We start from the raw sequence: 26,252 nt of genomic DNA, 5'->3' as shown, positions 1-26,252 counted from the left end.
TTAAGAGTGTATTCCGATCTGAAATACGGATTGCTTACGTCTGCTATTCAAAAACGGCTTCACCCGTCCCGGTACAAGCTCTTAGTAAAAGGCCGCCTTCACAGAAAGCGGCCTTCATAAATTCAGTTTTCAGAACCGTATCAGGCCTGATAACGGCGCATTACCAGCGATGCATTGGTACCGCCAAAGCCGAACGAATTCGACACAACAACATCAATCTGACGCGCGCGCGGCTTATGCGGCACGAGATCAATCTTGGTCCGTACCGACGGATTATCCAGATTGAGTGTTGCAGGCGCAATATTATCGCGGATAGCAAGTGTCGAGAAAATTGCTTCTGCCGCACCGGCTGCACCCAGAAGGTGACCGATCGAGGATTTGGTCGAAGACATGGAAATCTTCGATGCAGAATCGCCGACAACGCGTTCAACAGCAGCCAGTTCGAGTGTATCAGCCATAGTGGATGTACCATGCGCATTGATATAGTCGATGGCATCAGGTGCCAGTTTGGCGCTGCGTAACGCAGCTTCCATGCAGCGCTGTGCACCTTCACCGTTCTCGCTTGGTGCTGTGATGTGGTAAGCATCGCCGGACATGCCGTAGCCGATGACTTCCGCATAGATTTTCGCACCGCGAGCCAGAGCGTGTTCCAGTTCTTCCAGAACCACAACACCGGCACCCTCACCCATTACGAAGCCGTCGCGGTCATCGTCATAAGGACGCGATGCCGCTGTCGGATCGTCATTGCGCTTGGTGGACAAGGCCTTACAAGCGGCAAAACCGGCCAGAGAAATACGGCTCACAGGCGATTCCGTACCACCGGCGACCATCACTTCAGCATCGCCGAAAGCGATCATGCGGGCAGCATCGCCGATAGCGTGCGTACCTGTAGCGCAGGCTGTCACCACCGAGTGATTAGGACCACGCAGCTTGTGCTTGATCGACACATGACCGGAAGCCAGATTGATCAGACGACCCGGAATGAAGAATGGCGAAATACGACGCGGACCTTTGTCGCGCAGCGTCAGACCAGCTTCAACAATACCTTCGATACCGCCGATACCGGAACCGATCAGCACGCCGGTGCGGATTTGGTCTTCATCGGTTTGCGGATGCCAGTTTGCATCGTCCAGTGCCTGATCGGCAGCGCCGACCGCATAAACGATGAAAGGATCAACTTTACGCTGTTCCTTCGGTTCCATATAAAGATCAGCATTGAAAGTGCCGTCTGTGCCGTCGCCGACAGGAATGCGGCAGGCAATCTGACAAGCAAGGTCGTCAACTTCGAATTCGGTTACCCGACGTGCTGCGCTTTGACCAGCGAGCAAACGCTTCCAGGTTTCTTCAACACCGTTTGCCAAAGGTGACACGAGGCCAAGACCGGTAATGACGACTCTTCTCATATGTATCCTTCCCCACGCCTCATCCTGTTTGTCTCTGATCTCTCATCAGCAGCAGGCAGCGCAGATTAATCAACCGCGTAATATCTCGACCGGAATCGATCAAGGGTTAAAATTACGCAGAATTATTAGATTGTTACAGCGCTTTTGTGGAGTATTTAATTATCAACCCGCATAATCGCGCCGTTTTGTCGGAACTCATGCTGCATATCGGCACCGGAACTTTGCCCGGGAGCATATATTTTCCGATACTTCAAACGATAAGCTCTGGTCAAACGATAAGGGCCGGAAGATATTATCTTCCGGCCCGATATCTGACTGCTATTCAAACCCTATCGCAGTTTCGGACGGAAAACCGGTTACCACTTTTCCTGAAACTACTTAGAATAATTAAGCAGAAGCTTTATCGATGAACTTAACAGCATCGCCGACCGTCAGGATGGTTTCAGCTGCATCATCAGGAATTTCTACACCGAATTCTTCTTCGAAAGCCATTACCAGCTCAACGGTGTCCAGGCTGTCTGCGCCCAGATCATCAATGAAGCTTGCGCCTTCAGTTACTTTTTCGGCATCTACGCCCAGATGTTCAACAACGATTTTCTTGACGCGTTCTGCGGTGTCGCTCATGTCGGACCTCGACCTGTTAATACCATAGCCTTGGTAGCGGCATGGCTGATTGTAATCAAGTGTTAAGATAACTTGCCTTTGCAACGAATGTCACATCGAAAAGCATCCTGTGGATATTCCTACTGCATAATGCCTGAAACAGAAATGCGCTACAGACAGATTATACAATATATTTCAGTTGCTGCGATTTAACTGCTGCGCACTTCAAGCGCAATCATATTTTATCACTGCAAGTGCCGCGATACACAAAACATGCAGTGCGGCAATATTCGGGGCATTATCATGGTTCTGCTGTTTGGCAAAGTCCAATTCGACAATCCGTCCCCGTGAAACAGCACAGAAAAGAGCATATTTCTGAATAATCAGCTTTTTATGCTCTTCTCAATCTTTAAAATCCGCCGGAAACCATACCGAAACCGGCGAGATCTTCATCAGATCATCGCCATACCGCCATTAACATGCAGGGTCTGACCTGTCACATAGGCGGCTTCATTACTGGCCAGATAAACCACAGCAGATGCGATTTCCGAACCCTGCCCCATGCGGCGCATCGGGATGGCCGACATGATTGTGTCTTTTTGCTTCTCATTGAGCTTATCGGTCATAGCCGACTCAATGAAGCCAGGCGCAACGCAGTTTACAGTCACATTGCGTGAAGCAATTTCCTGTGCGAGCGACTTGGAGAAACCAATGATACCGGCTTTCGAAGCGCAATAATTGGCCTGTCCCGGATTACCGGTCACACCAACGATCGACGTAATATTGATGATACGGCCAAAGCGGCGGCGCATCATCGGATGAGTCAGCTCGCGGGTCAGACCAAATACAGATGTCAGGTTAACCTCGATCACCGCATCCCAGTCTGCATCGCTCATACGAACGAACAGACCATCACGGGTGATACCGGCATTGTTGACCAGAATATCAACGCCTTCGAGCTGCTTTTCCACAGCCTGACCAAGCGCTTTCACTTCTTCGCGGTCGGACAGGTTGGCAGGGAAGATAAATGCACGTTCGCCAAGTTCATTGGCCAGTGCTTCCAGCTTTTCCACGCGGGTGCCGTGCAGAGCTACGATTGCACCCTGCGCATGCAGTGCGCGCGCAACTTCTTCACCGATTCCACCGGTTGCACCGGTTACGAGAGCCTTACGGCCAGTCAGATCAAACATAAAATCCTCTTGAATCTGATATGCGGACAATCTTATCAGCCCGCTTTATAACATTATTTTTAGCGCTTCAAAATCTGGACACTTACGCCAACAACACCTGAAGGGCAGCATCAATCTCTTCAGCAGTGCCGACAGTTACGCCGGTCACATCTTTGGAGATGCGGCGTGCCAGACCTGTCAGCACTTTGCCTGAGCCGATTTCATAAAGCGTTGTCACTTCATGGGCAGCAAACCACTCAACAGTCTCGCGCCAGCGCACCTGACCTGTCACCTGCTCAACCAAAAGATCAGCAATTTCAATCGGATCCTTAACCGGAGCAACGCGCACATTGGCGATGACAGGCACAACAGGTGCCTGCTTATTCACAGTTGCCAGCGCTTCACGCATCGCATTGGCAGCAGGAGCCATCAGGCTCGAATGGAACGGAGCAGACACAGGCAACATGATTGCGCGTTTTGCACCGCGTTCTGTCGCCAGCTTGGCAGCAAGCTCAACCGCAGCTTTGGAGCCGGAGATAACCAGCTGTCCGCCGCCATTATCATTGGCGATCTGGCAGGAACCTTCAGAGGAAGCCTGCTCGCAAATGGCAAAAACATCGGCATGTTCAAGGCCGATAATCGCAGCCATAGCGCCTTGACCGACCGGCACGGCTGCCTGCATGGCATTGCCGCGAATGCGCAGCAAACGCGCGGTGTCAGAGATAGAGAATGTACCGGCAGCACACAGAGCCGAATATTCACCGAGCGAATGGCCAGCCACATAGGCAACTTTATCCTGAAGCTTCAGGCCCTGTGATTCCAGAACCCGCATAACAGCCATAGAAACGGCCATCAGTGCCGGCTGCGCATTTGCTGTCAGCGTCAACTGATCATCCGGCCCTTCAAACATCAGGGCAGAGAGCTTTTCGCCGAGCGCATCATCAACTTCTTCGAAAACAGCGCGCGCTTCCGGATAAGCCTCAGCCAGAGCCTTGCCCATACCAACAGCCTGACTACCCTGTCCCGGAAATGTAAATGCTACAGTCATCAATGCCTCTTTGTTTCTGTATCTGTGTTTTGGCGTTCCGCACACATATATAATATATTGCTTCTGCGGATACGATAAAATTATCTATAACTGCAAAGCCCTGTGCCTTTCAGCTGCATGCAAGTCAAGTCTTGCCCCTGAAAAGCCGTGCACACATCTGCTACAATCAGCATTTATGCGGCATATCCGGTGCAATACACACTGCTTTGCTTTTGCCGGTTGCAAAATTTGTAAAAAGCCACTAATAGGCACTCGTCATCGTCCGGTATCAGCTGGGGGCTGAACGGAGGCCGGATTTCAGTATCCGGAGAAATACTAGCTATTTCTTCCTCCCGTGTCCCCGCTCTCGATCGTCTCGACCCGCGTCCTTTCTTCTCCGTTTAACGGATATAGAGAAGTCGTTGAGGCTTAGCCGTTGATACGGACAGTGTGAATTTGGAAGAAAGGCAAAGACAATGGCTCTTTATGAACATGTGATCCTTGCCCGACAGGATATCTCGCAGCAGCAGGTTGACGCACTGGTAGAACAGTACAAGGGCGTTCTTGAAGCTAACGGTGGTAAAGTCGGGCGTATCGAAAGCTGGGGACTGCGTCCTCTGACTTATCGTATCAAGAAGAACCGTAAGGCTTATTACACACTGGTAAACATCGACGCTCCTGCTGCTGCAGTTGCTGAAATGGAACGCCAGATGCGTATTAACGAAGACGTTCTTCGTTTCATGACCATTCGCGTTGAAGAACACGAAGAAGGCCAGTCGGCTATGCTGACCCGTCGTGATGATCGCCGTGAACGTGAAGACCGTTTCGGCCGTGACGACGATCGTCCACGCCGTCCGCGTCGTCCACGTGACAATGAAACTTCCGGCGAAGGAGAAGAATAATGGTTGATATCAATCAGATCCCGACCCGTCGTCCATTCCATCGTCGTCGTAAGACCTGCCCTTTTACAGGTCCTAACGCACCGAAGATCGACTACAAGGACATCAAACTCCTGCAGCGTTACATTTCTGAACGCGGCAAGATCGTTCCTTCCCGCATTACAGCTGTAAGCCAGAAGAAACAGCGCGAACTCGCAAAAGCGATCAAGCGTGCACGTTTCCTCGGCCTGCTGCCATATGTAGTGAAATAAGATTTTTGATTCGGGGTGTGTCCGCACACCCCGGCTCATTCCTTCGAAAAGAATAATTTAAGTGACCGCAAGGTCAGGTTGGGACTGCAGCGTTTTTAAAACGGCTTTCTCTAACTGCATCTGAGATATCTCTTGAGACACTCAGGCAGGACAGCAGGATTAAGATGAATTACAATAGCAAACATATTGGTACCGGAATTCTGGCGGGGCTTGCAGCCGCGCTGCTCGCGTTCGGCGTGCTGGTTCAATCCGGCCTTGCTATGCTTCTCTATGTCCTCACCCCTCTTCCTATTTTCATTGCCGCTCTTGGCTGGGGCACTGCCGCCGGTCTTATCGCTGCCGGAATTGCCACTTTTATTGTAGCATTCTTCGCAGCCCCGATGGTTGCTGTACTCATCGCCCTCACCAGCCTCATCCCTGCTGCAACCGGCGCTTATCTTGCCGGTCTTGCGCGTCCTGCTCAGGAACTGGGCGGGCCAAAAGATGCACTGGTCTGGTATCCGCTGCCGGATATTATGTTCCGCCTTGCCCTTCTGATTGCCGTCAGCTTTGTCATTGTCGGATCGATTATCGGCTATGGCGAAGATATGATTCGCGAAATCACCGGTGCAATGATCGCGAGCCTTCAGGCATCTGATCCGGAATTCAGCGCCAGCGATGATTTCCGTGCAATGCTGCAACAGTTTCTGCTGTTTGGTCTGCCTGCCATTCAGGCTGCAACCAGCCTGATGTTCCTGACTGCTAATTTCTATCTCGCACTGCGCATCACAGAACGCTCCGGCGTACTGCGCCGTCCGCGCGACAACTGGCCTGCAACTCTGCGTATGCCGCGCCCTGCACTGCCGGTGTTCGCTCTGGCTTTTGCCGGCTCTATGTTCCTGTCCGGCCCTGCCAGCATGATTGCCACCACTTTTGCCGGTGCAATGGCCGCAGGTTTCATCATGGCTGGTCTTGCCATCATCCACTGGCGCACACGCGGAGCCACATGGCGCCCGTTTGCACTGTGGCTCGCCTATTTTCTGCTCATCATCTTCGCATTTTCTGCGGTGATCTTTCTGGTATTCGGTCTGCTCGATACATCGCGCGGCGCTCCGCTTTCCAAAGATCCAACTCAGAATTCATAACATAACCAAACATTCAGAACTAAAACTAAAGGAATAGTCCAATGAAAGTTATCCTGCTTGAACGCATCGCCCGCCTCGGCCAGATGGGTGAAACTGTTACTGTTAAAGACGGCTTCGGCCGCAACTTCCTGCTTCCGCAGGGCAAAGCACTGCGCGCCAACGAAGCCAACATGGCTCGTTTTGAAGCCAAGCGCGCTCAGTACGAAGCACGCGATCTGGAACGCAAAACTGAAGCACAGTCCATTGCTGACAAGCTGGACGGCAAAAGCTTCATCGTTGTTCGCTCGGCTGGTGAAACCGGTCAGCTGTACGGTTCAGTTTCCACACGCGATATCGCTGATGTTGTGACTGCAGAAGGCTTCTCGGTAAACCGTAACCAGGTTGACCTGAACCACGCCATCAAGGCAATCGGCATCCACACAATCTCGATCGTTCTGCATCCGGAAGTATCGGTTACAATCACAATCAACATCGCTCGTACTGCTGAAGAAGCTCTTCGTCAGGAAAAAGGTGAAGATCTGTCGACCGCTGCTGCGATCTACGGCATTGAAGAACAGCCTCTGGCTGACGAACCAGAAGACGAAGATTTTGACGAAGAAGAAAACGCATAATCAGCGTTTACTTCGGACTTATTGTCTGATGAGCCGCACCGGAATTCCGGTGCGGCTTTTTTCATTAAAACCTTTCGCCCATCACAAGAAAATGATTGCGCTGAAGCGCTAATTTTCCTTCTCAGCCTTTCCAGAAACAGAAAACACGCTATTCTTATGCTGTCGTACCGTGATTTAAGCGGATACAGGCACGAAGATTTTGCCGCTTCATCCGCTTTTCCACTGGTTTCGCTAGAGCAGTGTACGTCCGGATTGCATCATAGCGCTTGCTCTAGATTCTTTGTTGGGTCGCATTATCACGATCGTCAAGTCGATCCGACTTGACTGTGAAATGCTAGGCTGAGGAGGATGAGCAATGAGTGGCATGCTGCATTCAGTCCTGAACAAGCTGATCACCAATGGTGATCTCAGCGTCCAATATGCTGACGGGCAGACACAGACTTACGGCGACGGTTCCCCACCCCATATCACTCTTGTTTTTCACAAAAAATCTGCGGAGAGAGCAATCGCCCTCGATCCGGAGCTGAAGCTTGGCGAATGCTTTATGAGCGGTGAGATAGACTTCCCGCAAGGCGATCTTTTCGGTTTTCTCCGGCTTGTTTTTGAAAATACCGGTGCGACTGCCGCCAAAGAACCGTGGATGCGGGTCTTGAGCAAATTACGCAGATTATTCAGGCCGCTACAGCAAATGAACACGCTGGCGCGCTCTTCCCGAAATGTGCAGCACCACTATGATTTAAGCGGCGATCTTTATGATCTGTTTCTTGATCCCGACAAGCAATATTCCTGCGCCTATTTTGAAACACCGCAGACCAGCCTCGCTGAAGCACAGCTGGCAAAAAAGCGCCATATAGCAGCCAAGCTGCAAATCCGCCCAGAGCACACATTGCTGGACATCGGCTGCGGCTGGGGCGGCCTTGGTCTCTACTTTGCGGATCTTCTTGAGGCGGATGTAACAGGTGTCACCCTGTCTCAGGAGCAGTTCCAGATTGCCAATCAACGGGCGCACGAGCGCGGCCTTGCACATCAGGCACGCTTTTTGTTGCAGGACTACCGCAAGCTCGACCAGCAGTTTGACAGGATCAGTTCTGTCGGTATGTTCGAACATGTGGGTGTAACGCATTATTCTGAGTTTTTTGAACAGGTTGCGCGGCTGTTGAAACCGGACGGGTCCATGCTTTTGCATGCCATTGGACGCAGCGACGAACCATCCGCTACCAACCCGTTTATCCGTAAGTATATTTTCCCCGGTGGCTATATTCCTTCTCTTTCAGAGGTTCTGCCGCATATTGAAAACTCAGGCCTGATCATTACCGATATTGAGATTCTGCGTTTGCATTATGCGGAAACACTGAAAGCATGGCGCGAAGCCTTTATGGCGAACCGTGACAAAGCAAAAGCACTCTATGACGAGCGTTTTTGCCGGATGTGGGAGTTCTATCTTGCCGGTTCAGAATCCGCTTTTCGCTGGCAAAATATGATGGTTTTTCAAATCCAGCTGGCGCACAGGCAAGATGCCGTGCCTTTGACCCGCAGCTATATTGAGCAGGAAGAGAAACGTCTGAAACGGCTGGAAACGCGTAAATTCAAAGTCAGCAATGACAGTATGAAAACGCAAACGCCCTCTAAGCATCTGGTTTATTAAGACTTCACACTCACCAGCTGATGTGTTTGTGATAAATTAAGAACACAGCGCGCTTCATGAAGGTTATATCAAGAGATTGTGAAACTTTACCGATTGCACGCCATTGCGGCTTAGGACATTTATTCCTCACATTTAGTCTGAAGGAATAATCAAGCCGATGCCCAGCGTGCAAAACAAGCTGCACCCCCGCCTGAATAAAGCAACCCTCCTTGTTATGTTTGCAGGCTTGCTGGTTCTTATTGCATCCTATCCGCTGTCTTTGGTTCTGCCTTCATGGACATCATGGGAAAACGGCCCTGTTGAAAATCTTCAGGTCGTTGTGCTGTTTCTGGGCATGATACAGGCCATATTCTTTCAAAAGACTGGCACACCGGACTGGAAATGGCTGTGGCGCGGTGCGGCACTGATCTGGTTTATCTGCGCGGTGCGTGAGCTCAGCTGGGGTGCGGTCTTTCTTGAGCCCCTCAGCATGTCTGATAGCGGGCCATTTTTCTCGTCCCGTCAGCTCTGGTATAAACCGGCTGTCATGCCTGCTCTGATCGCATCCACTCTGCTTTTTGCTATGCTGATACTGCGGAACGGCTCACATAAGCTGCTCAACCCCTTGCAGCGCTCCGGCGGACTGCCGTGGACAGAGTTTTTGCTGGCCACTCTCTGCATGATGATTTCTACCGCCGCGGAAGAGCATCTCGGCCTCACCACAGGGCTTACTGGTGCGGCAGCGCAGAATCTGGAAGAACTGAGTGAACTTGCGGCCTATATTTTCCTGCTGACCGGCCAATTCCGCATCCGTCACCATCAGTCCGTTTTATCAACCACCCTTTGATAGTGCGGTCAAAACAGCACACGGATTTCACATCACAGGCAGTTCGCACAGCTCCCGCCTGTGAATCGCTGTGAATCATGGTATAGCCGCTTCAACTGCACCGGCAGATTGTTTACACTCATATTTTAACAGACTCTGATGTCTGGCTTATTGCCAGACAATTCCCGCTGATTGCGGCAAAGGATTCAGGACTTTATGGCTGACGCGACCGTTCACAAACTTGAAGATACACGGGACATGCAAAATTCGCTTTACCGCGAAGCCCCGAATAACATCGAAGCGGAACAGGCTCTTCTCGGCGCGATCCTGATCAACAATGATGCTTTTTACCGTGTTTCAGATTTTCTGAAACCGCCGCATTTCTATGATCCGCTGCATCGCCGTATTTATGAACTGGCGTCTGAGTTGATCCGCGTTGGCAAGATGGCCAATCCGGTGACCATGAAAACCTTCCTGCCGGCCGATGATAAAGTCGGTGACATGACGGTGTTTCAATATGTGGTCCGTCTTGCGGCCGAAGCCGTGACCGTTATCAATGCTGAAGATTACGGCCGCGCGATTTATGATCTGGCCACACGCCGCTCGCTGATCGGTATCGGCGAGGAAATGGTCAATGTTGCCTATGATGCGCCGGTGGATATGGCTCCACGAAGCCAAATCGAAGATGCCGAGCGCCGCCTGTTCGAACTGGCAGAAACCGGTCGTTATGACGGCGGCTTCCAGCCGTTTAATGAAGCGGTGAAAACTGCGATTGATCTGGCAGGGGTTGCCTTCCAGCGTGACGGGCATCTCTCCGGCGTTTCCACCGGCATCCACTCGCTAGATGGTAAAATGGGTGGCCTGCAGTCTTCCGACTTGATCGTTCTGGCCGGTCGTCCGGGTATGGGTAAAACCTCGCTTGCCACCAATATCGCCTTTAATATTGCAGCCGCCTATCAGGGCGAGCAGCAGGCCGATGGTTCTATGAAAGCCCTGAATGGTGGCGTTGTCGGCTTCTTCTCGCTCGAAATGTCGGCCGAACAGCTGGCTACGCGTATTATTTCCGAACAGACTGAAGTGTCGTCCTCGAAAATCCGCCGTGGTGATATTTCTGAAACCGATTTTGAAAAGCTGATTGCCTGTACGCAGACCATGCAGCGCATTCCGCTCTATATCGATCAGACCGGTGGTATCTCCATTGCGCAGCTTTCTGCCCGTGCCCGCCGCCTCAAGCGTCAGCGCGGCCTCGATTGTCTGGTGATCGACTATATTCAGCTGATGACCGGTTCTTCCAAAGCATCGGCACAAAACCGTGTGCAGGAAATCACGGAAATCACCACAGGGCTGAAAGCCCTTGGTAAAGAGCTGAACGTGCCGATCATTGCGCTGTCACAGCTCTCCCGTCAGGTGGAAAGCCGTGAAGACAAACGCCCGCAGCTCTCCGATCTTCGTGAATCGGGTTCCATCGAGCAGGACGCCGACGTTGTTATCTTCGTGTTCCGTGAGGAATATTACGTCAAGAACCTTGAACCGCGGGATGAATTCGATCCGAAATATGACGAATGGAAAATGCTCTTTGAAAAGGTCAAAGGCACAGCTGACGTGATTATTGCCAAGCAGCGTCACGGGCCTACCGGTACTGTAAAGCTCGCTTTCCAGTCGGAATTCACCCGCTTTACTGATCTGGCCGAAGGTACTTATCTGCCAGAACAATATGACGATCACTGAAAGAGCATAACTTGGCTAAAAACCGGATTCAATTCATCTGCCAGAACTGCGGTTCCACGCATTCGCGCTGGGCGGGCAAATGTGATGGCTGCGGCGAGTGGAATACACTCGTTGAAGAAGGCACATCCGGTGGCATTGGTTCAGGGCCCGGCAAAATGGCGATGCGCAAAGGCCGTGCTGTGGCGCTCACCACCCTGTCCGGCGAGATTGAAGAGGCACCGCGCATCCAATCCGGCATCAGCGAACTGGATCGCGTGACCGGCGGCGGCTTTGTCCGTGGCTCTGCTTTGCTTGTCGGTGGTGATCCGGGCATTGGTAAGTCGACTTTGCTCACACAGGCCGCCGCAGCACTGGCACGCCGCGGCAACCGGATTATCTATGTTTCCGGTGAAGAAGCGGTGGCGCAGATCCGCTTGCGCGCACAGCGGCTGCACGCAGCCGACACATCTGTCGAACTGGCGGCGGAAACCAATGTCGAAGATATTCTCGCGACCATTGATACCAAACCGCGCCCTGATCTGGTGATTATCGATTCCATTCAGACGCTGTGGACAGATTCAGCAGACAGCGCACCGGGCTCAGTCACGCAGGTTCGCGCCGGTGCGCAGGCGATGATCCGCTATGCGAAATCGACCGGTGCCGCAGTGGTACTGGTTGGCCATGTGACCAAAGAAGGCCAGATTGCTGGCCCTCGCGTGGTCGAACATATGGTCGATGCGGTTCTGTATTTTGAAGGTGAAGGCGGTCATCATTACCGCATCTTGCGCACCGTGAAGAACCGTTTTGGCCCCACCGATGAAATCGGCGTGTTTGAAATGTCCGACAAGGGTTTGAGAGAAGTCTCCAATCCGTCAGAACTGTTTCTCGGTGAACGAAATGAAAAAGCACCGGGGGCTGCGGTTTTTGCCGGTATGGAAGGCACGCGCCCCGTTCTGGTGGAAATTCAGGCACTCGTTGCCCCCTCAACGCTCGGCACACCGCGCCGCGCCGTTGTTGGCTGGGATAATAGCCGCCTCTCCATGACGCTTGCCGTGCTGGAAGCCCATTGCGGTGTGCGTTTCGGCCAGCACGATGTTTATCTCAACGTAGCCGGTGGCTATCGTATTTCTGAACCAGCGGCCGATATGGCTGTAGCGGCGGCACTCGTCTCTTCACTTGCCGGTATTCCCTTGCCCGCCAACAGCGTTTATTTTGGCGAAGTCAGCCTGTCCGGTGCAGTGCGTGCTGTGGCGCATGCCGCACAACGCATCAAAGAGGCGGAAAAACTGGGATTCAAACAAGCAGTTCTGCCTGCCGGTGGTGTCGACCTGTCAAAACCACGCAATTTCACGCTAACTGAAACCGACTCGCTGCCTGATCTTGTGGCGCAGATCGCTGCTTCAGGTCCGGGTAAAAATGCGCAGAACCGCGATTAATGCGGGTGTGAAAGTGCTGAAAAATCGGGAATCATATGTGTTTTGCATCTTAAAATGATGCAGGCACAGCATGAGCAGCCGGACTTACCCCACAATTTTTGCAGGTTACGACAGGTTAAAACCGCAAACAGCTCCCGAATTAGTGATTTGTGAAAGAAATTCAGGTTAATTTCCCACGACAGAAGTGTCACAACTCTATCGGACTGACACAAGACACTGTAGATATTTGAGTTGCGGCATCATTGCCGCACAAGATTATATGTCCGCACGGACATACCGGACACAGAGGAACAAGGCAGGATGCCGATTACATTACTTGACGGAATTCTTATCGGGGTAACACTCGTATCGGCAATTCTCGCCATGGTACGCGGATTTTCGCGTGAAGTGCTTTCGGTTGCGTCCTGGGCAGCGGCAGCGCTGGCAGCCTATTTCTTCTACAAGCCGGTCGTGCCTTATCTCCAGCCATATATCAGCAATGAAACCATTCTGAATATTGCGGCTGCCGGTTCGGTGTTTCTGGTCACATTGATTGTTGTTTCAATCATCACCATGAAAATTGCTGATTTCATCATCGACAGCCGTATCGGCGCGCTTGACCGCACACTGGGCTTTATCTTTGGCGCAGCACGCGGCGTCTTGCTGGTTGTGGTTGCAATGCTGTTCTTCAACTGGCTCGTGGCAACAGATCAGCCAAGCTGGGTCACCAATGCCAAATCCAAGCCAATGCTGGATTCACTTGGGCAGCAGCTGGTGGATATGCTGCCGGAAGATCCTGAAACCGCAATCATCGAACGTCTGAAGCCACAGAATAATGCTCAACCTTCAGCGCAGGATGTGCCTGAAAATGAAGCTCCGGTAACACCGCCTGCTAATTGATTAAGCAGCTGTTCCAATTATAATTTTAAAACCGCTGACAGAACTCTCTGTCAGCGGTTTTTTATTTTCAGAGTTTGGCATTTGGCTTTTGCCAGTCCGGCCAGCGGCCTATTGTGATCGCCCGCAATAGCCATTCCAGCGGGCCATAATGATAATGCCGCATCCACCACCGGCTCAGGAAAAGCTGAAAGACAAAGATCGCCAATCCTATCAGCACATTCTCTAAGGCCGTTGTTTTATCAATCAGACCAAGGCCGAAACCATAGAAAATGAAACTGCAAATCAGCGATTGCAGTAAATAGTTGGACAGCGCCATACGCCCCGCCGGTGCCAGTGCATCACGCCAGAACTGACCGTGCTTTGTGCCAAAAAGCCGGAGCATCAGCGCGATGATGCCAAAGGTCAGCAAAGGTGCGGTTGCAATACTCAAGGCCAGACCAAACACTTCCCAATGGGTCCCTGCCGCCCAAAACGTAGTCAGAGCAGTTACAACAGATGCCGGCATACCGATGAATACACCGGCTTTAATCGCTGGTTTCAGATAGGGTCTATATTGATCCGGCTGCGCCAGAAACTGGTGCCTGCCTGCCAAAAAACCAAGCAAAAACATGACCAGCGCACAGGGCGCCTGTATCAATAACAACAAAATCCACATGGTTTGCAGTTCTGTTATATGCTGCATGATTACAGCACTAAAACTACCATTATAGGCAGTATAGGCCAGCCGCGCTTCATATAAGAGTTCCGCAGTCACTGTCTGCTCCGGTGAGCTCCAGAACAAAGCACCCACCAATAACCAGAGCAGAGCTGTTAGGCCAATCAGCCAAACCGCGCTTTTAATCAGTGTGTGATCCGGTTTGTTTCGCCAAAACAATAAAACCACGCCGAGCACAGCATAGGTCGTGAGAATATCACCATGAAACAACAAAATTGCATGGAGAAGACCGACAATCCACAAACCGGCCTGGCGCCGTAAAAAGCGCGGGACAAAGGCCTCTCCTACACGCACTGCGGACTGCATTTGCAATGTGACGCTATAGCCGAACAGGAAAGAAAACAGCAGATAAAACTTCATCTCGAATATGGTCGAGATGAACAGATGGACCAGCTCATTCAAACCAAATGTCAGCCCTGTTGTGCCAGTTGGCAGGCCATACATTACCGAAGAAAAGGCCATAATATTGACCTGCAAAATGCCAAACAGCGCAAAACCACGCAATGCGTCCACATCCGCAATACGGGATACCGGCCTTGCAACCTGAGACGGGAAATCTGATTTCATTTTTGTGCTTCCCCGCCGTTTGAAAGCCCAAGCACACCCGTCATCATTGCTTTCAGTGCGGCTTTTTCTTCCTGCGGCTTAAATTGCGGATCGACCGAGACACGGCTGAAAACACCGTCGACAACCACCATAATACAGTGAACCACCGAGCTTGCTGAAAACTGCTTGCTGATCTGCCCGCGCTCCATGCCAAGACTGATCAGGCCTTCCAGCTCCGCACACATCGCCTTTTCACTCAGACGGTATAAGCTGTTGATTTCTGCATCGCGACCGGCTTCAGCTGCAATTTCCAGAGCAAGCGAGGCCTGTGCTCTGTCAGCAGCCATATCCAGAACCCCGTCAAGAAACGCATTCAATGCTGCAAAAAGATCATCCCCTTCACACAGAACCGCAACAAAATCCTGAGTTTGCCGTCTGTCATCCTCAACAATCGCTGTAATGATTGCTTTCTTGCTGGCAAAATAATGAAACAGATTACCGGCACTAATGCCCGCAGCCGTGCATATTTGTGCGGTACTGGTCTGGTGAAACCCCTGCTCTGCAAAGCAGGTTTTTGCCGCCTCTAAAATCATCTGTTTCTTTGCCTGATGCTTGTCAGGATCTGTAACGCGCATAGCGCACCTCTAAAATAGACTGAATACTCGGTTTATTAATATGAGTCGTCAATTTTTGTAAGCAAAAAAATAACCGCATAGACTGCGACCAATATGTGCTATTGTTCAAAACTTAAGGGAAAGTGTTGTGTCTCAATGCTATCCGCCATATATGAGGCTGAAAATCAGAGACAAAACTGAAGACAGACAGGGATTATAGTGTCTGCGGGACGAAGTTTGTTTTCTCGTCTATAGCTGCACAAAGCCAAGCCGCAGATTTGAAATCTGCTCAGCACCTGACGTCTCACTTTGACTTTTCATCAGAGCCTGCATTTTTGAACAGCATATGTTTAAAACCCTGCTTACAGCTCTGAATTGTTACTGCTGCATGAGACAGCATCCAAAAACCTTTCAGTTTTTGGGACTATGCAGCAAAAGCACTCTTATGATAGAGAGCATTTTTTATTGCTCTGCAATCGAAAGGCCCAGCGGCTATGATCAGTCACTCCGGTGAAACCGTCCTGTCTTCGTCAGATCATTCTCAGATGATCCGCTCCGCTCAGAGCGTAGAGAACAGCGGCGCAGAACCGCTTCATAACTCGTCCCGTTTCTCCATTGATGAAGACGCCTTGCATGAAGAATGCGGCGTCTTTGGTATTCTCGGCCATGAGGATGCTGCAACACTGACAGCGCTTGGTCTTCATGCCTTGCAGCACCGCGGACAGGAAGCAGCCGGTATTGTTTCCTTTCATGAAGGACGCTTTTATTCAGAACGCCATATGGGACTGGTCGGCGACCATTTCACCAATCCGGCAACCCTGAAACAGCTTCCGGGCAATCTTTCGATTGGTCATGTACGCTACTCCACGACGGGTGAAACCGCGCTGCGCAATGTGCAGCCGCTGTTTGCCGAACTGGAAGTCGGTGGCATTGCGATCGCCCATAACGGCAACTTCACCAATGGCCTGAGCCTGCGCCGTCATCTGATTGCTTCCGGTGCGATCTGCCAGTCCACTTCGGATTCTGAAGTTGTGCTGCATCTTATCGCCCGTTCGCGTCTGGCCTCTTCCAGCGACCGCTTCGTTGATGCTGTCCGTCAGCTTGAAGGCGGCTATGCCATTCTCGCTATGACCCGCACCAAGCTGATTGCAGCGCGTGATCCGGTTGGTATCCGCCCATTGGTTATGGGTGAACTCGACGGCAAGCCGATTTTCTGTTCCGAGACCTGTGCTCTTGATATTATCGGCGCGAAATATATCCGCGACGTGGAAAATGGTGAGGTCATTGTCTGTGAAACACAGGCGGACGGTACTATCACCACCACATCAATCAAAGCGCCGAACCGCAAGCCGGAACGTCTCTGCCTGTTTGAATATGTTTATTTTGCCCGCCCTGATTCCGTTGTCGGCGGCCGCAATGTTTACACGGCACGCAAAAATGCCGGTATCAATCTGGCCAAAGAAGCCCCGATTGAAGCTGATGTTGTTGTGCCTGTGCCGGATGGCGGCACACCGGCAGCAATCGGCTATGCGCAGGCCAGCGGCATTCCGTTTGAACTCGGTATCATCCGCAATCACTATGTCGGCCGTACCTTTATCGAACCGACCCAGCAGATTCGTGCCCTCGGCGTGAAACTGAAACACTCAGCCAACCGTGCCATTATCGAAGGCAAACGCGTTGTGCTGGTGGATGACTCCATCGTGCGCGGCACAACCTCGATGAAAATCGTGCGTATGATCCGTGATGCCGGTGCCAAGGAAGTGCATATTCGCGTAGCATCCCCGATGATCCATCATCCGGATTTCTACGGTATTGATACACCGGATGCAGATAAGCTGCTCGCCAATCAATATCCTGACCTGCAAGCGATGTGTGATTATATCGGTGCAGATTCGCTGGAATTCCTCTCCATTGACGGTCTTTATGAAGCTGTCGGCGGTGAGAAGCGCAATCCGAAAGCCCCGCAATTCACCGATCATTATTTCACAGGCGATTATCCGACCCGTCTGGTTGATCAGGAAGAACTGTCGAATATTCATAATTTCGCATTGCTTTCCAGTAACGGCTAAAATCCAAAAAGGCGGCTTTAAGCCGCCTTTAAATTATACAGACTGAATGGGGTGGATTTTTATGAGCTTTGATCTGAGCGGACGCACAGCACTGGTGACCGGCGCATCCCGCGGCATCGGTTATTTTCTGGCACTGGAACTGGCAAAACGCGGCGCCCATGTGATTGCGGTTGCCCGTACTGTCGGTGGTCTGGAAGAGCTGGATGATGAAATTCAGGCATTGGGCAACACAGCCACGCTCGTTCCCCTTGATCTGAAAGACATGCCTGCGCTCGATATGCTCGGCTCTTCCATCAATGATCGCTGGGGCAAGCTGGATATTCTGGTGGCCAATGCTGGTGTGCTTGGCACGATCTCTCCGGTCGGTCATGTCGAGGCTAAAGTCTTCGAAAATGTTATCAGCACCAATCTCACTTCAATCTGGCGTCTGATCCGCTCGGTTGATCCGCTGCTGCGCCGCTCTGATGCAGGGCGCGCCATTCTCATGTCTTCCGGCGTTGCCCATACTGCACGCGCATTCTGGGCACCCTATGCCGCCTCCAAGGCCGCTGTAGAAGTAATGGGGCGCTCATGGGCGGAAGAAACCAAGCAAATGCCGCTGCGGGTCAATTCCGTTAATCCGGGTGCGACCCGTACCGCTATGCGCGCCAAGGCTATGCCGGGTGAAGATCCGGAAACACTGCCGCATCCGGCAGATGTGGCTGCTAAAATTGTGAAACTGGCCGATCCTGCTCTGACCATTACCGGTGAGCTCTACGATGTGCGTCAGGATAAGTTCCTGAAATATCATATGCCCTCTTAAACATCCGGCCTAAAATCGTCTGGCCGGACTGCAAATATCTGGCCAGACCGTTACCACTTTCTGATTTTTCAAAACCTTTTTAAATTATCACTTTTCATCTCACGGCTCTTTATTTTTACCTGCACCAAAGCACGCTCCCATTTTATCCCGCCGCCCTCTCCTGAATTATCTGATCTTTCAACATCTCAAACATAGAAGGATCTGAGATGGATCATTTCTACATTATAACCGGCGGCCCGGGCTCCGGAAAAACGACATTGCTCAATGCTCTCAAACAACAGGACTTTCAGCATAGTCAGGAAGCTGGTCGCCATATTATTCAGGATCAGCTTAAAATCGGCGGCAAAGCTCTGCCGTGGCTTGATCCTGCATTTTTCGCTGAACTGATGTTGTCATGGGAAATGCGGTCGTATCTGCTAGCTACGCAAGAGAGATCTGACAGGCCGTATTTTTTTGATCGTGGCATGGCGGATATTGCCGGTTATCTCACGCTCTCAGGCCTGTCTGTGCCGGATCATGTGCGTCAGGCTGCGCAACATTACACCTATAACACAACAGTCTTTATCGCCCCGCATTGGCCGGAGATTTATCAGGCAGATGCAGAGCGCAAACAAACGCCACAGGAGGCCGAGCGCACATTTGCGGTCATGGTGCAGACCTATCAGGCTTATGAGTTCACACTGCTGCATCTGCCCAAAACTGATGTCAAAGCACGCGTAGAATTTGTGCTGAACCACATAAGCCCTTCACACACATAAAAAAGCGCCCCTCAGTTGAGGGGCGCTTTTTTTGTATCATCCGGATAAGCTGCGTCAGCTTTTCTCCGCTGATGCTTTCTTTTCTTCCGCAATCACGCGGCGCTTCCATGCCAATGCGCTGAAAGGCAAAAACACCAGATAGGCCAATGCTGTTAGCGTGAGCGTCTGCCATGTGAAGCTCATCAGGAAACCAGCATAGATCACCACACCGAGGATCAGCGGCATAACAAAATCACGGCGGATAAAGCTGCCCGCTGTTTTTCCGTTATAAACCGGCAAACGGCTGACCAGCAAAAAGGCAATCACAATCGTGAAACCTGCGGTACCATAGGCCAGAGCCTTATTTGGCAATATGCCTAGAAAGCCCGCATAAACAGGCAACAGAACCAGCATTGCGCCAGCCGGTGCCGGAACACCGATAAAATAATTGCCCTGCCATGCAGGCTGGTTCGGATCTTCCAGCATGACATTAAAGCGCGCCAAGCGCAGGCAGCAGGCGATTGTGTAAATCAAAGCTGCAATCCAGCCGAAAGAACCGGCCTGATCCAGCATGAACAGATAAAGCACCAGTGCCGGAGCCACACCGAAATTAACGATGTCAGCCAGCGAATCCATCTGCGCGCCGAATTTGGAAGACCCTTTCAGGAGCCGCGCAATCCGTCCGTCAATGCCGTCAAGAAAAGCCGCCAGCAGCACCATAGCCACAGCCTGCTCAAAACGATGCTCGATAGCAAGACGGATACCGCTCAGACCCGCACAAATAGCAAGCACGGTAATCAGATTGGGTATGACAATCCGCATCGGGATTTCAGAAAGGCGCGGACCGCGCCCTTCTGTATTGCCATTTGGATCAAGCGGCGGAAAAGGTGCTTCCAGCATCAGGCAATCCGCACGGTTGGCGCAGTACGCGCTTCATCAAACTCTGCCAGAACAGTTTCACCCGCCACAGCCGTCTGGCCGACAGCCACACGGGCAACGGAACCCTTCGGCAGATAAATATCAACGCGCGAACCAAAACGGATCAGACCGAAGCGCTCACCGGTTGAAAGCTCGTCACCTGCTTTTGACCAGCAGACAATGCGGCGTGCCACAAGGCCGGCAATCTGCACAACGGCAACCGCGCCATGAACACTGTCGATCAATACGGAGTTGCGCTCGTTCTCGCTGCTGGCTTTATCAAGCTCGGCATTCAGGAACTTGCCCGGACGGTGCATCACGGCAGTGATTTTACCACGCACCGGCGCACGGTTAATATGAACCGAAAACACATTCATAAACACGCAGATACGCAGCATCGGCTCTGAACCGAGATCCAGTTCTGCCGGCGGCACGCTCATGCCTACCGATGACACTTTGCCGTCTGCAGAGCTGATAACAAGATTATCATCCAGCGGAGTTATGCGAAGCGGGTCACGATAGAAATAAATGCACCAGATGGTCAGCACCATCCCTACCCAGAACAAAGGTTCCCACAACCAGCCAAGCAGCAGGGAGACAACAAAGAATGCCGCAATAAACAAGTAGCCTTCGCGGTGGATAGGAACAAAAGTATTGCGAATGGTATCGGATAGGCTCATCGGTTTTCCTCAGATTTCCCGCTTCAATAACGCAAAATAACCGCGTTTAAAATGATTAAGCGCAATCAGTACGTTAAAATTCATAATATTCATGCTTTACCCCGACAGAATGCAGACAGAATATTACCGGAAGCCCCCCTCCGTGATTTTTCAAGTCTGAGTGCAGCCGGAATTATTGCGCATCAATACCGGCTGCTATCATAAAGGATAGAACTGCTCCTGTCATTCTCCGGCAGGAGCACCACGGATAACAATGCCAAGTTCATCATTTTCACGAACCTGACGCAGCCGTGCTTCGGCCTCATCAGCTTCACGCTGACGATCCCACATCGACGCATAAAGCCCGCCCTCAGCCAGCAGATCACGATGGGTGCCACGCTCGGCAATCTGCCCGTCTTTCAGCACGATAATTTCATCAGCACTGATAACGGTCGACAGACGGTGCGCAATCACCAGTGTTGTACGATAACGGCTGACCAGATCCAGCGACTGCTGAATATCCTGCTCGGTTGCCGTATCCAGCGCCGAAGTTGCCTCATCGAGGATCAGGATCGGCGGGGCTTTCAAAATGGTACGCGCAATTGCCACGCGCTGCTTTTCACCACCGGAGAGCTTCAGCCCGCGCTCACCAACCATCGACTGGTAGCCTTCCGGCAACAGCTGAATGAAACGGTCGATCTGCGCGAGTTTAGCTGCCTGCGCGACTTCTTCTTCCGTCGCGCTCGGGCGGCCATAGCGGATATTATAGGCAATTGTATCGTTAAACAGCACGGTATCCTGCGGCACCATGCCAATAGCATGGCGCAGGCTGACCTGTGAAACATCGCGGATATCCTGCCCGTCAATCGTCACCGAGCCCTGCTGCACGTCATAGAAGCGATAGAGCAGACGGGAGATTGTGGATTTACCGGCACCGGAAGGCCCGACAATAGCAATAGTTTTGCCGGACGGCACTTCAAAGCTGATATTGCGCAGGATCGGGCGGGACGGATCATAGGCAAAACTGACATTGTTGAAGCGGATTGCTCCCTGCGAAACTGCCAACGCCTGCGCATCCGGCTTGTCCTGAACTTCTTCTTCAACCTCAAGAAGATCAAACATCTGCTCGATATCGGTCAGACCCTGCCGGATTTCACGATAGATAAAGCCGATCATATTCAGTGGCAGTGACAATTGCATCAGCAGGGCATTGATGAAAACAAAGTCGCCAAGCGTCTGCGTTCCGGCCTGCACTTCGCGCGCGGACATCACCATCAGGATCATCATACCAACGCCGAAAATCACTGCCTGACCGAAGTTCAGCCAGCCGAGTGATGTCCATGTCTGGGTTGCCGCTTTTTCATAACGCGCCATAGAGCGATCATAACGCTCGGCTTCCATCGCTTCATTGCCGAAATATTTGACCGTTTCAAAATTCAGTAATGAGTCAATTGCTTTGGTATTGGCATCCGTGTCGGATTCATTCATTTCGCGGCGGATGCTGATACGCCAGTCACTCGCTTTGACCGTGAACCACATATACAGCCAGACCGTTGCCGCCACGACAATGAGATAGCTGACACCATAGGCAAAACCGAAAATAGCTGCGGTCAGCGCAAATTCCAGCAAGGTTGGCACCGAGCTCAGAATGGTAAAACGGACAATGGTTTCAATGCCTTTGACACCACGCTCAATCACGCGAGACAGACCGCCGGTGCGCCGCTCAAGATGAAAACGCAACGACAGCTTATGCATATGTACGAATGTACGATAGGCCAGCTGGCGCACCGCATATTGGCCGACACGGGCAAACAGCGCATCGCGCAGCTGATTAAATCCGGCCTGAATGATACGCGCCATATTATAGGCAACGACCAGCATCAATGTGCCGACAAAAATTTGCGGTATCCAGCTTTCAGGAACAAAAGAACCGTCCAGCGCATTTGTGGCCCACTTGAAAAAATAAGGCACCAGCATCAGCACGAATTTTGCGATGACCAGATAGAAGGTTGCCCAGACGACCCGCATTTTCAGATCATGACGCTCACTCGGCCACATATAGGGCCAGAGTTTCGCCAATGTTTTCAAGGTCTGACCGGATTCTGCCGAGACTGTCTTTTGTTTTTTCATAATTTTTTTAACGCCACAGGCGACCCGCTGTCGCCACCTTCATTCTGTAATATATTCATACCACCGCAGAACTGCCCGCAGGCTGCCAGAACGTCTTATCATGCCTGCGCACATGATACGAATAAAACTCCCGCACAATCTTGTGAGGTATTGGTTTGTGAGGCGCAAAACGGCGCTGGCTTGTGAGGCCAACAAGCACCTCTCACAAACTCATAAAACCAACCCTAAAGCCGCTATTACGGCAGCTTCTGTTGCACGTCCTGATCCTTCAGCGGCTCTTTCGGCATAACGAACACCTGACCAGGCCAGATCAGATCAGGATTTTTAATCTGATCGGTGTTAGCCAGATAGATCGTTGTATAGCGCATGCCGCTGCCGTAAGTGCGCTTTGAAATTGTCCAGAGATTATCACCCTTGCGGATAATCACGGAACCTTCCGCTTTTTCCAAAGGCTGCGCCTCTCCGTTCGGGGTATTTTGCTCAGGCTGCGTTACATTCGGTGCGGGCTGCGCTGCAACATTCGGTGCGACAGCGGCAACGTTCTCACCGGCTTCACGGCGGAAAGGTACGCGCGCTGTCGCCAGAATTTTGCCGCCCTTATCCATCAGATCTGCGCGGATAATATAATCCCCAACAGCAAGCGGCTGCTGGGTCTGCACCAGATAACGCCCCTCCGGCGTAATAACAGCTGTGCCCAGCAAGGTTTCATTTGCTGAAACATTAACGGACTGACCGCCGCGTGCATGACCAGCCACAAAAACGGAGCGCCCTTCGATTTCTACTGCCTCAACAGCAATGCTGATTTCATCTTTCGAGCTGCCGGAAACAGAGCCACCCTGTGCGACCTGCGACGGCAATGTAACAACCGGTGCACTATCTGTCTGTGCGGAAGCAGGCGTGTCTGAATTTTCAGGCTTGGCGACGCCTCCCGCCTGCGGGGTCGTAATCATCCTGCTTGCCTGACCCGGCTCCTCAACCAGTGCCAGCACCTGCCCGTCCGGTGTTGCCGGAACAGACAGGATTGCGGTTTGCTGTGAGGTGGCTACCGATTTATCTTCAGAAGTCGCACGCAGAACCAGCTGGTAATCGCCGCTTTTCAGCGCTTCATCCAGAATGATTGCAAAGTCGCCGTTCTCGCCAGCCTTGGCCGAGCCGAGAACACGGGTTTTAGAAATCACATCCACAACAGAATTCGGTGCCGCCTTACCGGCGATGACAAGCGAACCATCACCTTCCAGCCGTAACACATCAAAAACAGGAACTGTAACCGTTTGCACAGGCGTGGCATCCAGCGGCTCAACCGGCTTATTATCAGCGGGAGCCTGCTGTGGTGCGTCTGCTTTAAGTGCAGGTGCGGCCTGCCCGCTATCCGCAGGCTTATTATCCTGCTTTGCAACCACCGGCGCATCATTTGATGCGGGCACCTGCTGCGGCTGATCCGTCTTCTGCGGAGCCATGCTGAAATAAGCCACAAGACCACCTGCTATAACAACAGCAGCAAAACCGGCAAGCGCATAACGACTATTCTGCATACGGGGCTGACCCTTTTAACACCGAGCTTAAAAAAATATCATAACATGCTGTGTCTGCTTATAATTCCATTTGTATAATCAGCACATTCATCAAGAACTAGCGCTTTTTCATTGTCTCAGCAAGAATATCACGTACGGATACTAAAATTCTTGCCATATATTACCGGATGACACATCCAAAAACGGATACATTGACAACAAGCTCTTGAATTTACAGATTTAAGCGCTTTTCACCAGCATGCGCTCCCGTTCTTGCCTGCCAGTTTTTACAGCCTGAATATTTGCAGAAAACTTGACGTCAAACACCATGCGCGCCAAAAAGATGACATGAGCAAGATTCGATCAATATGTGTCTATTGCGGTTCTTCAACCGGCAATAATCCGGTTTACCGGGAAGCAGGACTGGCTCTTGGCCGCTCCATTGCAGAAAACAACCTTCGCCTGATCTATGGCGGCGGCACAAAAGGAATTATGGGCGCAGTTGCTGAAGGTGCCTACAAGGCCGGCGGCAAAGTGACCGGTATTATTCCGACATTTCTTCTCAACAAAGAAGCTGACGGCAAGCAGAATGAAATGCTCGACGAGCAAATCATCACCGAGAATATGCACCAGCGCAAACAGTTGATGTTTGAACGCTCGGATGCATTTGTCACTCTGCCGGGCGGCATCGGTTCTGTTGAGGAAATCGTAGAAATGATGACCTGGGCACAGCTCGGCCATCATAAAAAGCCGATGGTTTTTGCCAATATCAATCATTTCTGGGAGCCGATGATCGCCATGCTCGATCATATGCGCACCGAGGGCTTTATCCATACCGGCCATCGCGTGCAGCCCAAGATGCTTGAGACTGTAGAAGAAATTATTCCTTACATCTTTGATGCTGCCGCTAAAGGTGATGCATCCGGCGATGAAGACATTATCGCTCGTATGTAAGCGAGTTTACTGCCATTAAAAAAGCCCCTCTTGCGAGGGGCTTTTTCTTTATCTTCTTAAGCTTTGGCGGCAATCTTATCTGCCCGCGCCTCTTTCAGAATTGACCATGTATAGAGGATCAGCCCTGCCCAGATCAGCGCGAAAGCATAGAGCTGCGTCATATTAAACGGCTCTTTGAACGCGAAAACAGCAATCAGGAACAGCATGGTCGGCGTGATATACTGCATCAGCCCCAAAGTGGTGTAGCGCAGCAGTTTCGCACCTGTTGCATACATAATCAGCGGCACCGCAGTCACCACACCGGCAAGCATCAGCAGAGAAATATCAGCAGATGAACCGGTTACGAAATGATCCTGCCCCTGACTGTAGAGCCAGATGGCATAGGCACTGGCAGGAACAAACAGAATGATGACTTCCAGCATGAAGCCCTGAGACGGGCCGATCGGCAAGGACTTGCGGAAAAAGCCATAGAAGCCGAAAGACAATGGCAGGATGATTGAAACCCAAGGCAGACCACCCTGCTCGACGGTCAACAGCACCACAGCAGCAGCGGCAAGGAACACGGCGATCAGCTGTATTCTTGTCAGGCGTTCTTTCAGGAACACCGCACCAAGAATCACATTGACCAGCGGATTGATATAATAGCCGAGCGCCGCATCCAGTGCGTGATCGTTGAAAATCGCCCAGACATAAACACCCCAATTCAGGGTGATCAGCGAAGCTGTCAGGCAGGCCATAGCCAAGGTGCGCGGATTACGCAGTGCAGCGCCTACATCCTTGGTGCGCCCCATAAACATCAAGATAACAGCAGCAACCGGCAGTGACCAGATCACGCGATGCGCCAGCACCTCCACCACCGGAATATGGGCGACGGCCTTCATGTAAAACGGGAACAAGCCCCAAAACACATAGGCCAGCATCGCAAAGATAAAACCGCGCGTTGCTTCCGGCATCGCAGTTTGAGACCGGTCAGTCATGATTACTCATCCTCAGATTTCCGGTCTCGGGCTTTATTCATACAGCGGGAGCCGTTCATTA

General features: G+C 51.6%; 24 protein-coding genes. 13 read left to right on the top strand and 11 right to left on the bottom strand.

Translation table 11 applies throughout. From position 1 onward, the window contains the following. Positions 1 to 140 precede the first annotated feature (140 nt). From fabF to fabD, 4 genes are all read right to left on the bottom strand, one after another. Entirely contained in the window at positions 141 to 1,403 is a 1,263-nt protein-coding gene (gene fabF, locus P8H26_RS12335) for a beta-ketoacyl-ACP synthase II (RefSeq protein ID WP_289633342.1), read from the bottom strand. Positions 1,404 to 1,790: 387 nt separating this feature from the next. Continuing rightward, positions 1,791 to 2,027, bottom strand: a complete 237-nt coding sequence (locus P8H26_RS12330; protein WP_121992836.1) for an acyl carrier protein — start codon at positions 2,025 to 2,027, stop codon at positions 1,791 to 1,793. Positions 2,028 to 2,458: 431 nt separating this feature from the next. Further along, positions 2,459 to 3,196 carry a 3-oxoacyl-[acyl-carrier-protein] reductase gene (gene fabG / locus P8H26_RS12325; protein WP_289633341.1) on the bottom strand — a complete coding sequence of 246 codons (738 nt, stop codon included), beginning with the start codon at positions 3,194 to 3,196 and terminating at the stop codon, positions 2,459 to 2,461. 82 nt (positions 3,197 to 3,278) lie between these two features. Beyond that, the gene (gene fabD, locus P8H26_RS12320) at positions 3,279 to 4,223 is read right to left on the bottom strand and encodes an ACP S-malonyltransferase (protein WP_289633340.1); all 945 of its coding nucleotides are present in this window, start codon (positions 4,221 to 4,223) and stop codon (positions 3,279 to 3,281) included. Between the two features lie 455 nt (positions 4,224 to 4,678). On the opposite strand from fabD, the gene rpsF reads away from it, so the two are divergent. The 9 genes from rpsF (at position 4,679) to P8H26_RS12275 (ending at position 13,559) form a co-directional block, all read left to right on the top strand. Then, complete coding sequence (rpsF, locus tag P8H26_RS12315) at positions 4,679 to 5,104, top strand: 30S ribosomal protein S6 (protein WP_289633339.1); 426 nt, start codon at positions 4,679 to 4,681, stop codon at positions 5,102 to 5,104. Next, positions 5,104 to 5,352 carry a 30S ribosomal protein S18 gene (rpsR, locus tag P8H26_RS12310; protein ID WP_022712184.1) on the top strand — a complete coding sequence of 83 codons (249 nt, stop codon included), beginning with the start codon at positions 5,104 to 5,106 and terminating at the stop codon, positions 5,350 to 5,352. The genes rpsF and rpsR overlap by 1 nt, the downstream gene beginning before the upstream one ends. 164 nt (positions 5,353 to 5,516) lie before the next feature. Continuing rightward, positions 5,517 to 6,476: a DUF2232 domain-containing protein gene (locus P8H26_RS12305; protein ID WP_289633338.1), complete on the top strand. Its 960-nt coding sequence runs from the start codon at positions 5,517 to 5,519 to the stop codon at positions 6,474 to 6,476. Positions 6,477 to 6,517: 41 nt separating this feature from the next. After that, positions 6,518 to 7,087, top strand: a complete 570-nt coding sequence (gene rplI, locus P8H26_RS12300) for a 50S ribosomal protein L9 (RefSeq protein ID WP_289633337.1) — start codon at positions 6,518 to 6,520, stop codon at positions 7,085 to 7,087. A 355-nt stretch (positions 7,088 to 7,442) separates the two neighbouring features. Beyond that, entirely contained in the window at positions 7,443 to 8,732 is a 1,290-nt protein-coding gene (locus tag P8H26_RS12295; protein WP_289633336.1) for a cyclopropane-fatty-acyl-phospholipid synthase family protein, read from the top strand. A gap of 157 nt (positions 8,733 to 8,889) precedes the next feature. Further along, the gene (locus P8H26_RS12290; RefSeq protein WP_289633335.1) at positions 8,890 to 9,558 is read left to right on the top strand and encodes a hypothetical protein; all 669 of its coding nucleotides are present in this window, start codon (positions 8,890 to 8,892) and stop codon (positions 9,556 to 9,558) included. A 195-nt stretch (positions 9,559 to 9,753) separates the two neighbouring features. Then, positions 9,754 to 11,265 (top strand): replicative DNA helicase, encoded by a 1,512-nt coding sequence (locus tag P8H26_RS12285; protein WP_289633334.1) that lies wholly within the window; start codon positions 9,754 to 9,756, stop codon positions 11,263 to 11,265. 11 nt (positions 11,266 to 11,276) lie between these two features. Beyond that, positions 11,277 to 12,680: a DNA repair protein RadA gene (gene radA, locus P8H26_RS12280; RefSeq protein WP_289633333.1), complete on the top strand. Its 1,404-nt coding sequence runs from the start codon at positions 11,277 to 11,279 to the stop codon at positions 12,678 to 12,680. A gap of 300 nt (positions 12,681 to 12,980) precedes the next feature. Next, positions 12,981 to 13,559 carry a CvpA family protein gene (locus P8H26_RS12275; RefSeq protein WP_289633332.1) on the top strand — a complete coding sequence of 193 codons (579 nt, stop codon included), beginning with the start codon at positions 12,981 to 12,983 and terminating at the stop codon, positions 13,557 to 13,559. 67 nt (positions 13,560 to 13,626) lie between these two features. On the opposite strand, the gene P8H26_RS12270 is transcribed toward P8H26_RS12275, so the two are convergent. Then, the gene (locus tag P8H26_RS12270) at positions 13,627 to 14,841 is read right to left on the bottom strand and encodes a DUF418 domain-containing protein (RefSeq protein WP_289633331.1); all 1,215 of its coding nucleotides are present in this window, start codon (positions 14,839 to 14,841) and stop codon (positions 13,627 to 13,629) included. Beyond that, entirely contained in the window at positions 14,838 to 15,455 is a 618-nt protein-coding gene (locus P8H26_RS12265; protein WP_289633330.1) for a TetR/AcrR family transcriptional regulator, read from the bottom strand. Before P8H26_RS12265 ends, P8H26_RS12270 begins: the two co-directional genes overlap by 4 nt. Positions 15,456 to 15,928: 473 nt before the next feature. On the opposite strand from P8H26_RS12265, the gene purF reads away from it, so the two are divergent. The 3 genes from purF to P8H26_RS12250 all read left to right on the top strand — a co-directional run bounded on the left by purF (position 15,929) and on the right by P8H26_RS12250 (position 19,063). After that, positions 15,929 to 17,503 (top strand): amidophosphoribosyltransferase, encoded by a 1,575-nt coding sequence (gene purF / locus P8H26_RS12260; protein ID WP_374708295.1) that lies wholly within the window; start codon positions 15,929 to 15,931, stop codon positions 17,501 to 17,503. A gap of 61 nt (positions 17,504 to 17,564) precedes the next feature. Then, entirely contained in the window at positions 17,565 to 18,305 is a 741-nt protein-coding gene (locus tag P8H26_RS12255; protein WP_289633329.1) for an SDR family NAD(P)-dependent oxidoreductase, read from the top strand. A gap of 206 nt (positions 18,306 to 18,511) precedes the next feature. Then, a complete protein-coding gene (locus P8H26_RS12250) occupies positions 18,512 to 19,063 on the top strand; it encodes an AAA family ATPase (protein ID WP_289633328.1) in 552 nt (183 codons plus the stop codon). Positions 19,064 to 19,117: 54 nt separating this feature from the next. Here P8H26_RS12250 and pssA read toward each other — a convergent pair whose 3' ends face one another. The 4 genes from pssA to P8H26_RS12230 all read right to left on the bottom strand — a co-directional run bounded on the left by pssA (position 19,118) and on the right by P8H26_RS12230 (position 24,281). Then, entirely contained in the window at positions 19,118 to 19,939 is an 822-nt protein-coding gene (pssA, locus tag P8H26_RS12245; protein WP_289633440.1) for a CDP-diacylglycerol--serine O-phosphatidyltransferase, read from the bottom strand. A 2-nt stretch (positions 19,940 to 19,941) separates the two neighbouring features. Next, positions 19,942 to 20,640 (bottom strand): phosphatidylserine decarboxylase, encoded by a 699-nt coding sequence (locus tag P8H26_RS12240; RefSeq protein WP_289633327.1) that lies wholly within the window; start codon positions 20,638 to 20,640, stop codon positions 19,942 to 19,944. A 222-nt stretch (positions 20,641 to 20,862) separates the two neighbouring features. Beyond that, on the bottom strand, positions 20,863 to 22,749 hold the full coding sequence (locus P8H26_RS12235) for an ABC transporter ATP-binding protein/permease (RefSeq protein ID WP_289633325.1): 1,887 nt from the start codon (positions 22,747 to 22,749) through the stop codon (positions 20,863 to 20,865). A gap of 236 nt (positions 22,750 to 22,985) precedes the next feature. Next, complete coding sequence (locus tag P8H26_RS12230) at positions 22,986 to 24,281, bottom strand: Ig-like domain-containing protein (RefSeq protein ID WP_289633324.1); 1,296 nt, start codon at positions 24,279 to 24,281, stop codon at positions 22,986 to 22,988. A gap of 327 nt (positions 24,282 to 24,608) precedes the next feature. Between P8H26_RS12230 and P8H26_RS12225 the strand changes: the two genes are divergently transcribed. Then, a complete protein-coding gene (locus P8H26_RS12225) occupies positions 24,609 to 25,214 on the top strand; it encodes a TIGR00730 family Rossman fold protein (RefSeq protein ID WP_289633323.1) in 606 nt (201 codons plus the stop codon). Positions 25,215 to 25,270: 56 nt separating this feature from the next. On the opposite strand, the gene rarD is transcribed toward P8H26_RS12225, so the two are convergent. After that, positions 25,271 to 26,191, bottom strand: a complete 921-nt coding sequence (gene rarD / locus P8H26_RS12220) for an EamA family transporter RarD (protein ID WP_289633322.1) — start codon at positions 26,189 to 26,191, stop codon at positions 25,271 to 25,273. Positions 26,192 to 26,252: the final 61 nt, after the last annotated feature.

The organism is Pseudochrobactrum sp. sp1633 (assembly GCF_030376605.1).
Classification (GTDB): Bacteria; Pseudomonadota; Alphaproteobacteria; order Rhizobiales; family Rhizobiaceae; genus Pseudochrobactrum.
The sequence above is the reverse complement of the archived record's forward strand: the minus strand, read 5'-3'. Positions and strand labels throughout refer to the sequence as shown.

Excerpts from the sequence above, each read along its gene's own strand:
- rpsF (WP_289633339.1), top strand. The coding sequence starts at position 4,679 with ATGGCTCTTTATGAACATGTGATCCTTGCCCGACAGGATATCTCGCAG.
- rplI (WP_289633337.1), top strand. The coding sequence starts at position 6,518 with ATGAAAGTTATCCTGCTTGAACGCATCGCCCGCCTCGGCCAGATGGGT.
- fabF (WP_289633342.1), bottom strand. The coding sequence starts at position 1,403 with ATGAGAAGAGTCGTCATTACCGGTCTTGGCCTCGTGTCACCTTTGGCA.
- P8H26_RS12295 (WP_289633336.1), top strand. The coding sequence starts at position 7,443 with ATGAGTGGCATGCTGCATTCAGTCCTGAACAAGCTGATCACCAATGGT.
- P8H26_RS12290 (WP_289633335.1), top strand. The coding sequence starts at position 8,890 with ATGCCCAGCGTGCAAAACAAGCTGCACCCCCGCCTGAATAAAGCAACC.
- purF (WP_374708295.1), top strand. The coding sequence starts at position 15,929 with ATGATCAGTCACTCCGGTGAAACCGTCCTGTCTTCGTCAGATCATTCT.
- P8H26_RS12285 (WP_289633334.1), top strand. The coding sequence starts at position 9,754 with ATGGCTGACGCGACCGTTCACAAACTTGAAGATACACGGGACATGCAA.
- P8H26_RS12305 (WP_289633338.1), top strand. The coding sequence starts at position 5,517 with ATGAATTACAATAGCAAACATATTGGTACCGGAATTCTGGCGGGGCTT.
- P8H26_RS12240 (WP_289633327.1), bottom strand. The coding sequence starts at position 20,640 with ATGAGCCTATCCGATACCATTCGCAATACTTTTGTTCCTATCCACCGC.
- rpsR (WP_022712184.1), top strand. The coding sequence starts at position 5,104 with ATGGTTGATATCAATCAGATCCCGACCCGTCGTCCATTCCATCGTCGT.
- P8H26_RS12255 (WP_289633329.1), top strand. The coding sequence starts at position 17,565 with ATGAGCTTTGATCTGAGCGGACGCACAGCACTGGTGACCGGCGCATCC.
- rarD (WP_289633322.1), bottom strand. The coding sequence starts at position 26,191 with ATGACTGACCGGTCTCAAACTGCGATGCCGGAAGCAACGCGCGGTTTT.
- P8H26_RS12235 (WP_289633325.1), bottom strand. The coding sequence starts at position 22,749 with ATGAAAAAACAAAAGACAGTCTCGGCAGAATCCGGTCAGACCTTGAAA.
- P8H26_RS12225 (WP_289633323.1), top strand. The coding sequence starts at position 24,609 with ATGAGCAAGATTCGATCAATATGTGTCTATTGCGGTTCTTCAACCGGC.
- P8H26_RS12250 (WP_289633328.1), top strand. The coding sequence starts at position 18,512 with ATGGATCATTTCTACATTATAACCGGCGGCCCGGGCTCCGGAAAAACG.
- P8H26_RS12265 (WP_289633330.1), bottom strand. The coding sequence starts at position 15,455 with ATGCGCGTTACAGATCCTGACAAGCATCAGGCAAAGAAACAGATGATT.
- fabD (WP_289633340.1), bottom strand. The coding sequence starts at position 4,223 with ATGACTGTAGCATTTACATTTCCGGGACAGGGTAGTCAGGCTGTTGGT.
- fabG (WP_289633341.1), bottom strand. The coding sequence starts at position 3,196 with ATGTTTGATCTGACTGGCCGTAAGGCTCTCGTAACCGGTGCAACCGGT.
- P8H26_RS12230 (WP_289633324.1), bottom strand. The coding sequence starts at position 24,281 with ATGCAGAATAGTCGTTATGCGCTTGCCGGTTTTGCTGCTGTTGTTATA.
- P8H26_RS12330 (WP_121992836.1), bottom strand. The coding sequence starts at position 2,027 with ATGAGCGACACCGCAGAACGCGTCAAGAAAATCGTTGTTGAACATCTG.
- P8H26_RS12275 (WP_289633332.1), top strand. The coding sequence starts at position 12,981 with ATGCCGATTACATTACTTGACGGAATTCTTATCGGGGTAACACTCGTA.
- P8H26_RS12270 (WP_289633331.1), bottom strand. The coding sequence starts at position 14,841 with ATGAAATCAGATTTCCCGTCTCAGGTTGCAAGGCCGGTATCCCGTATT.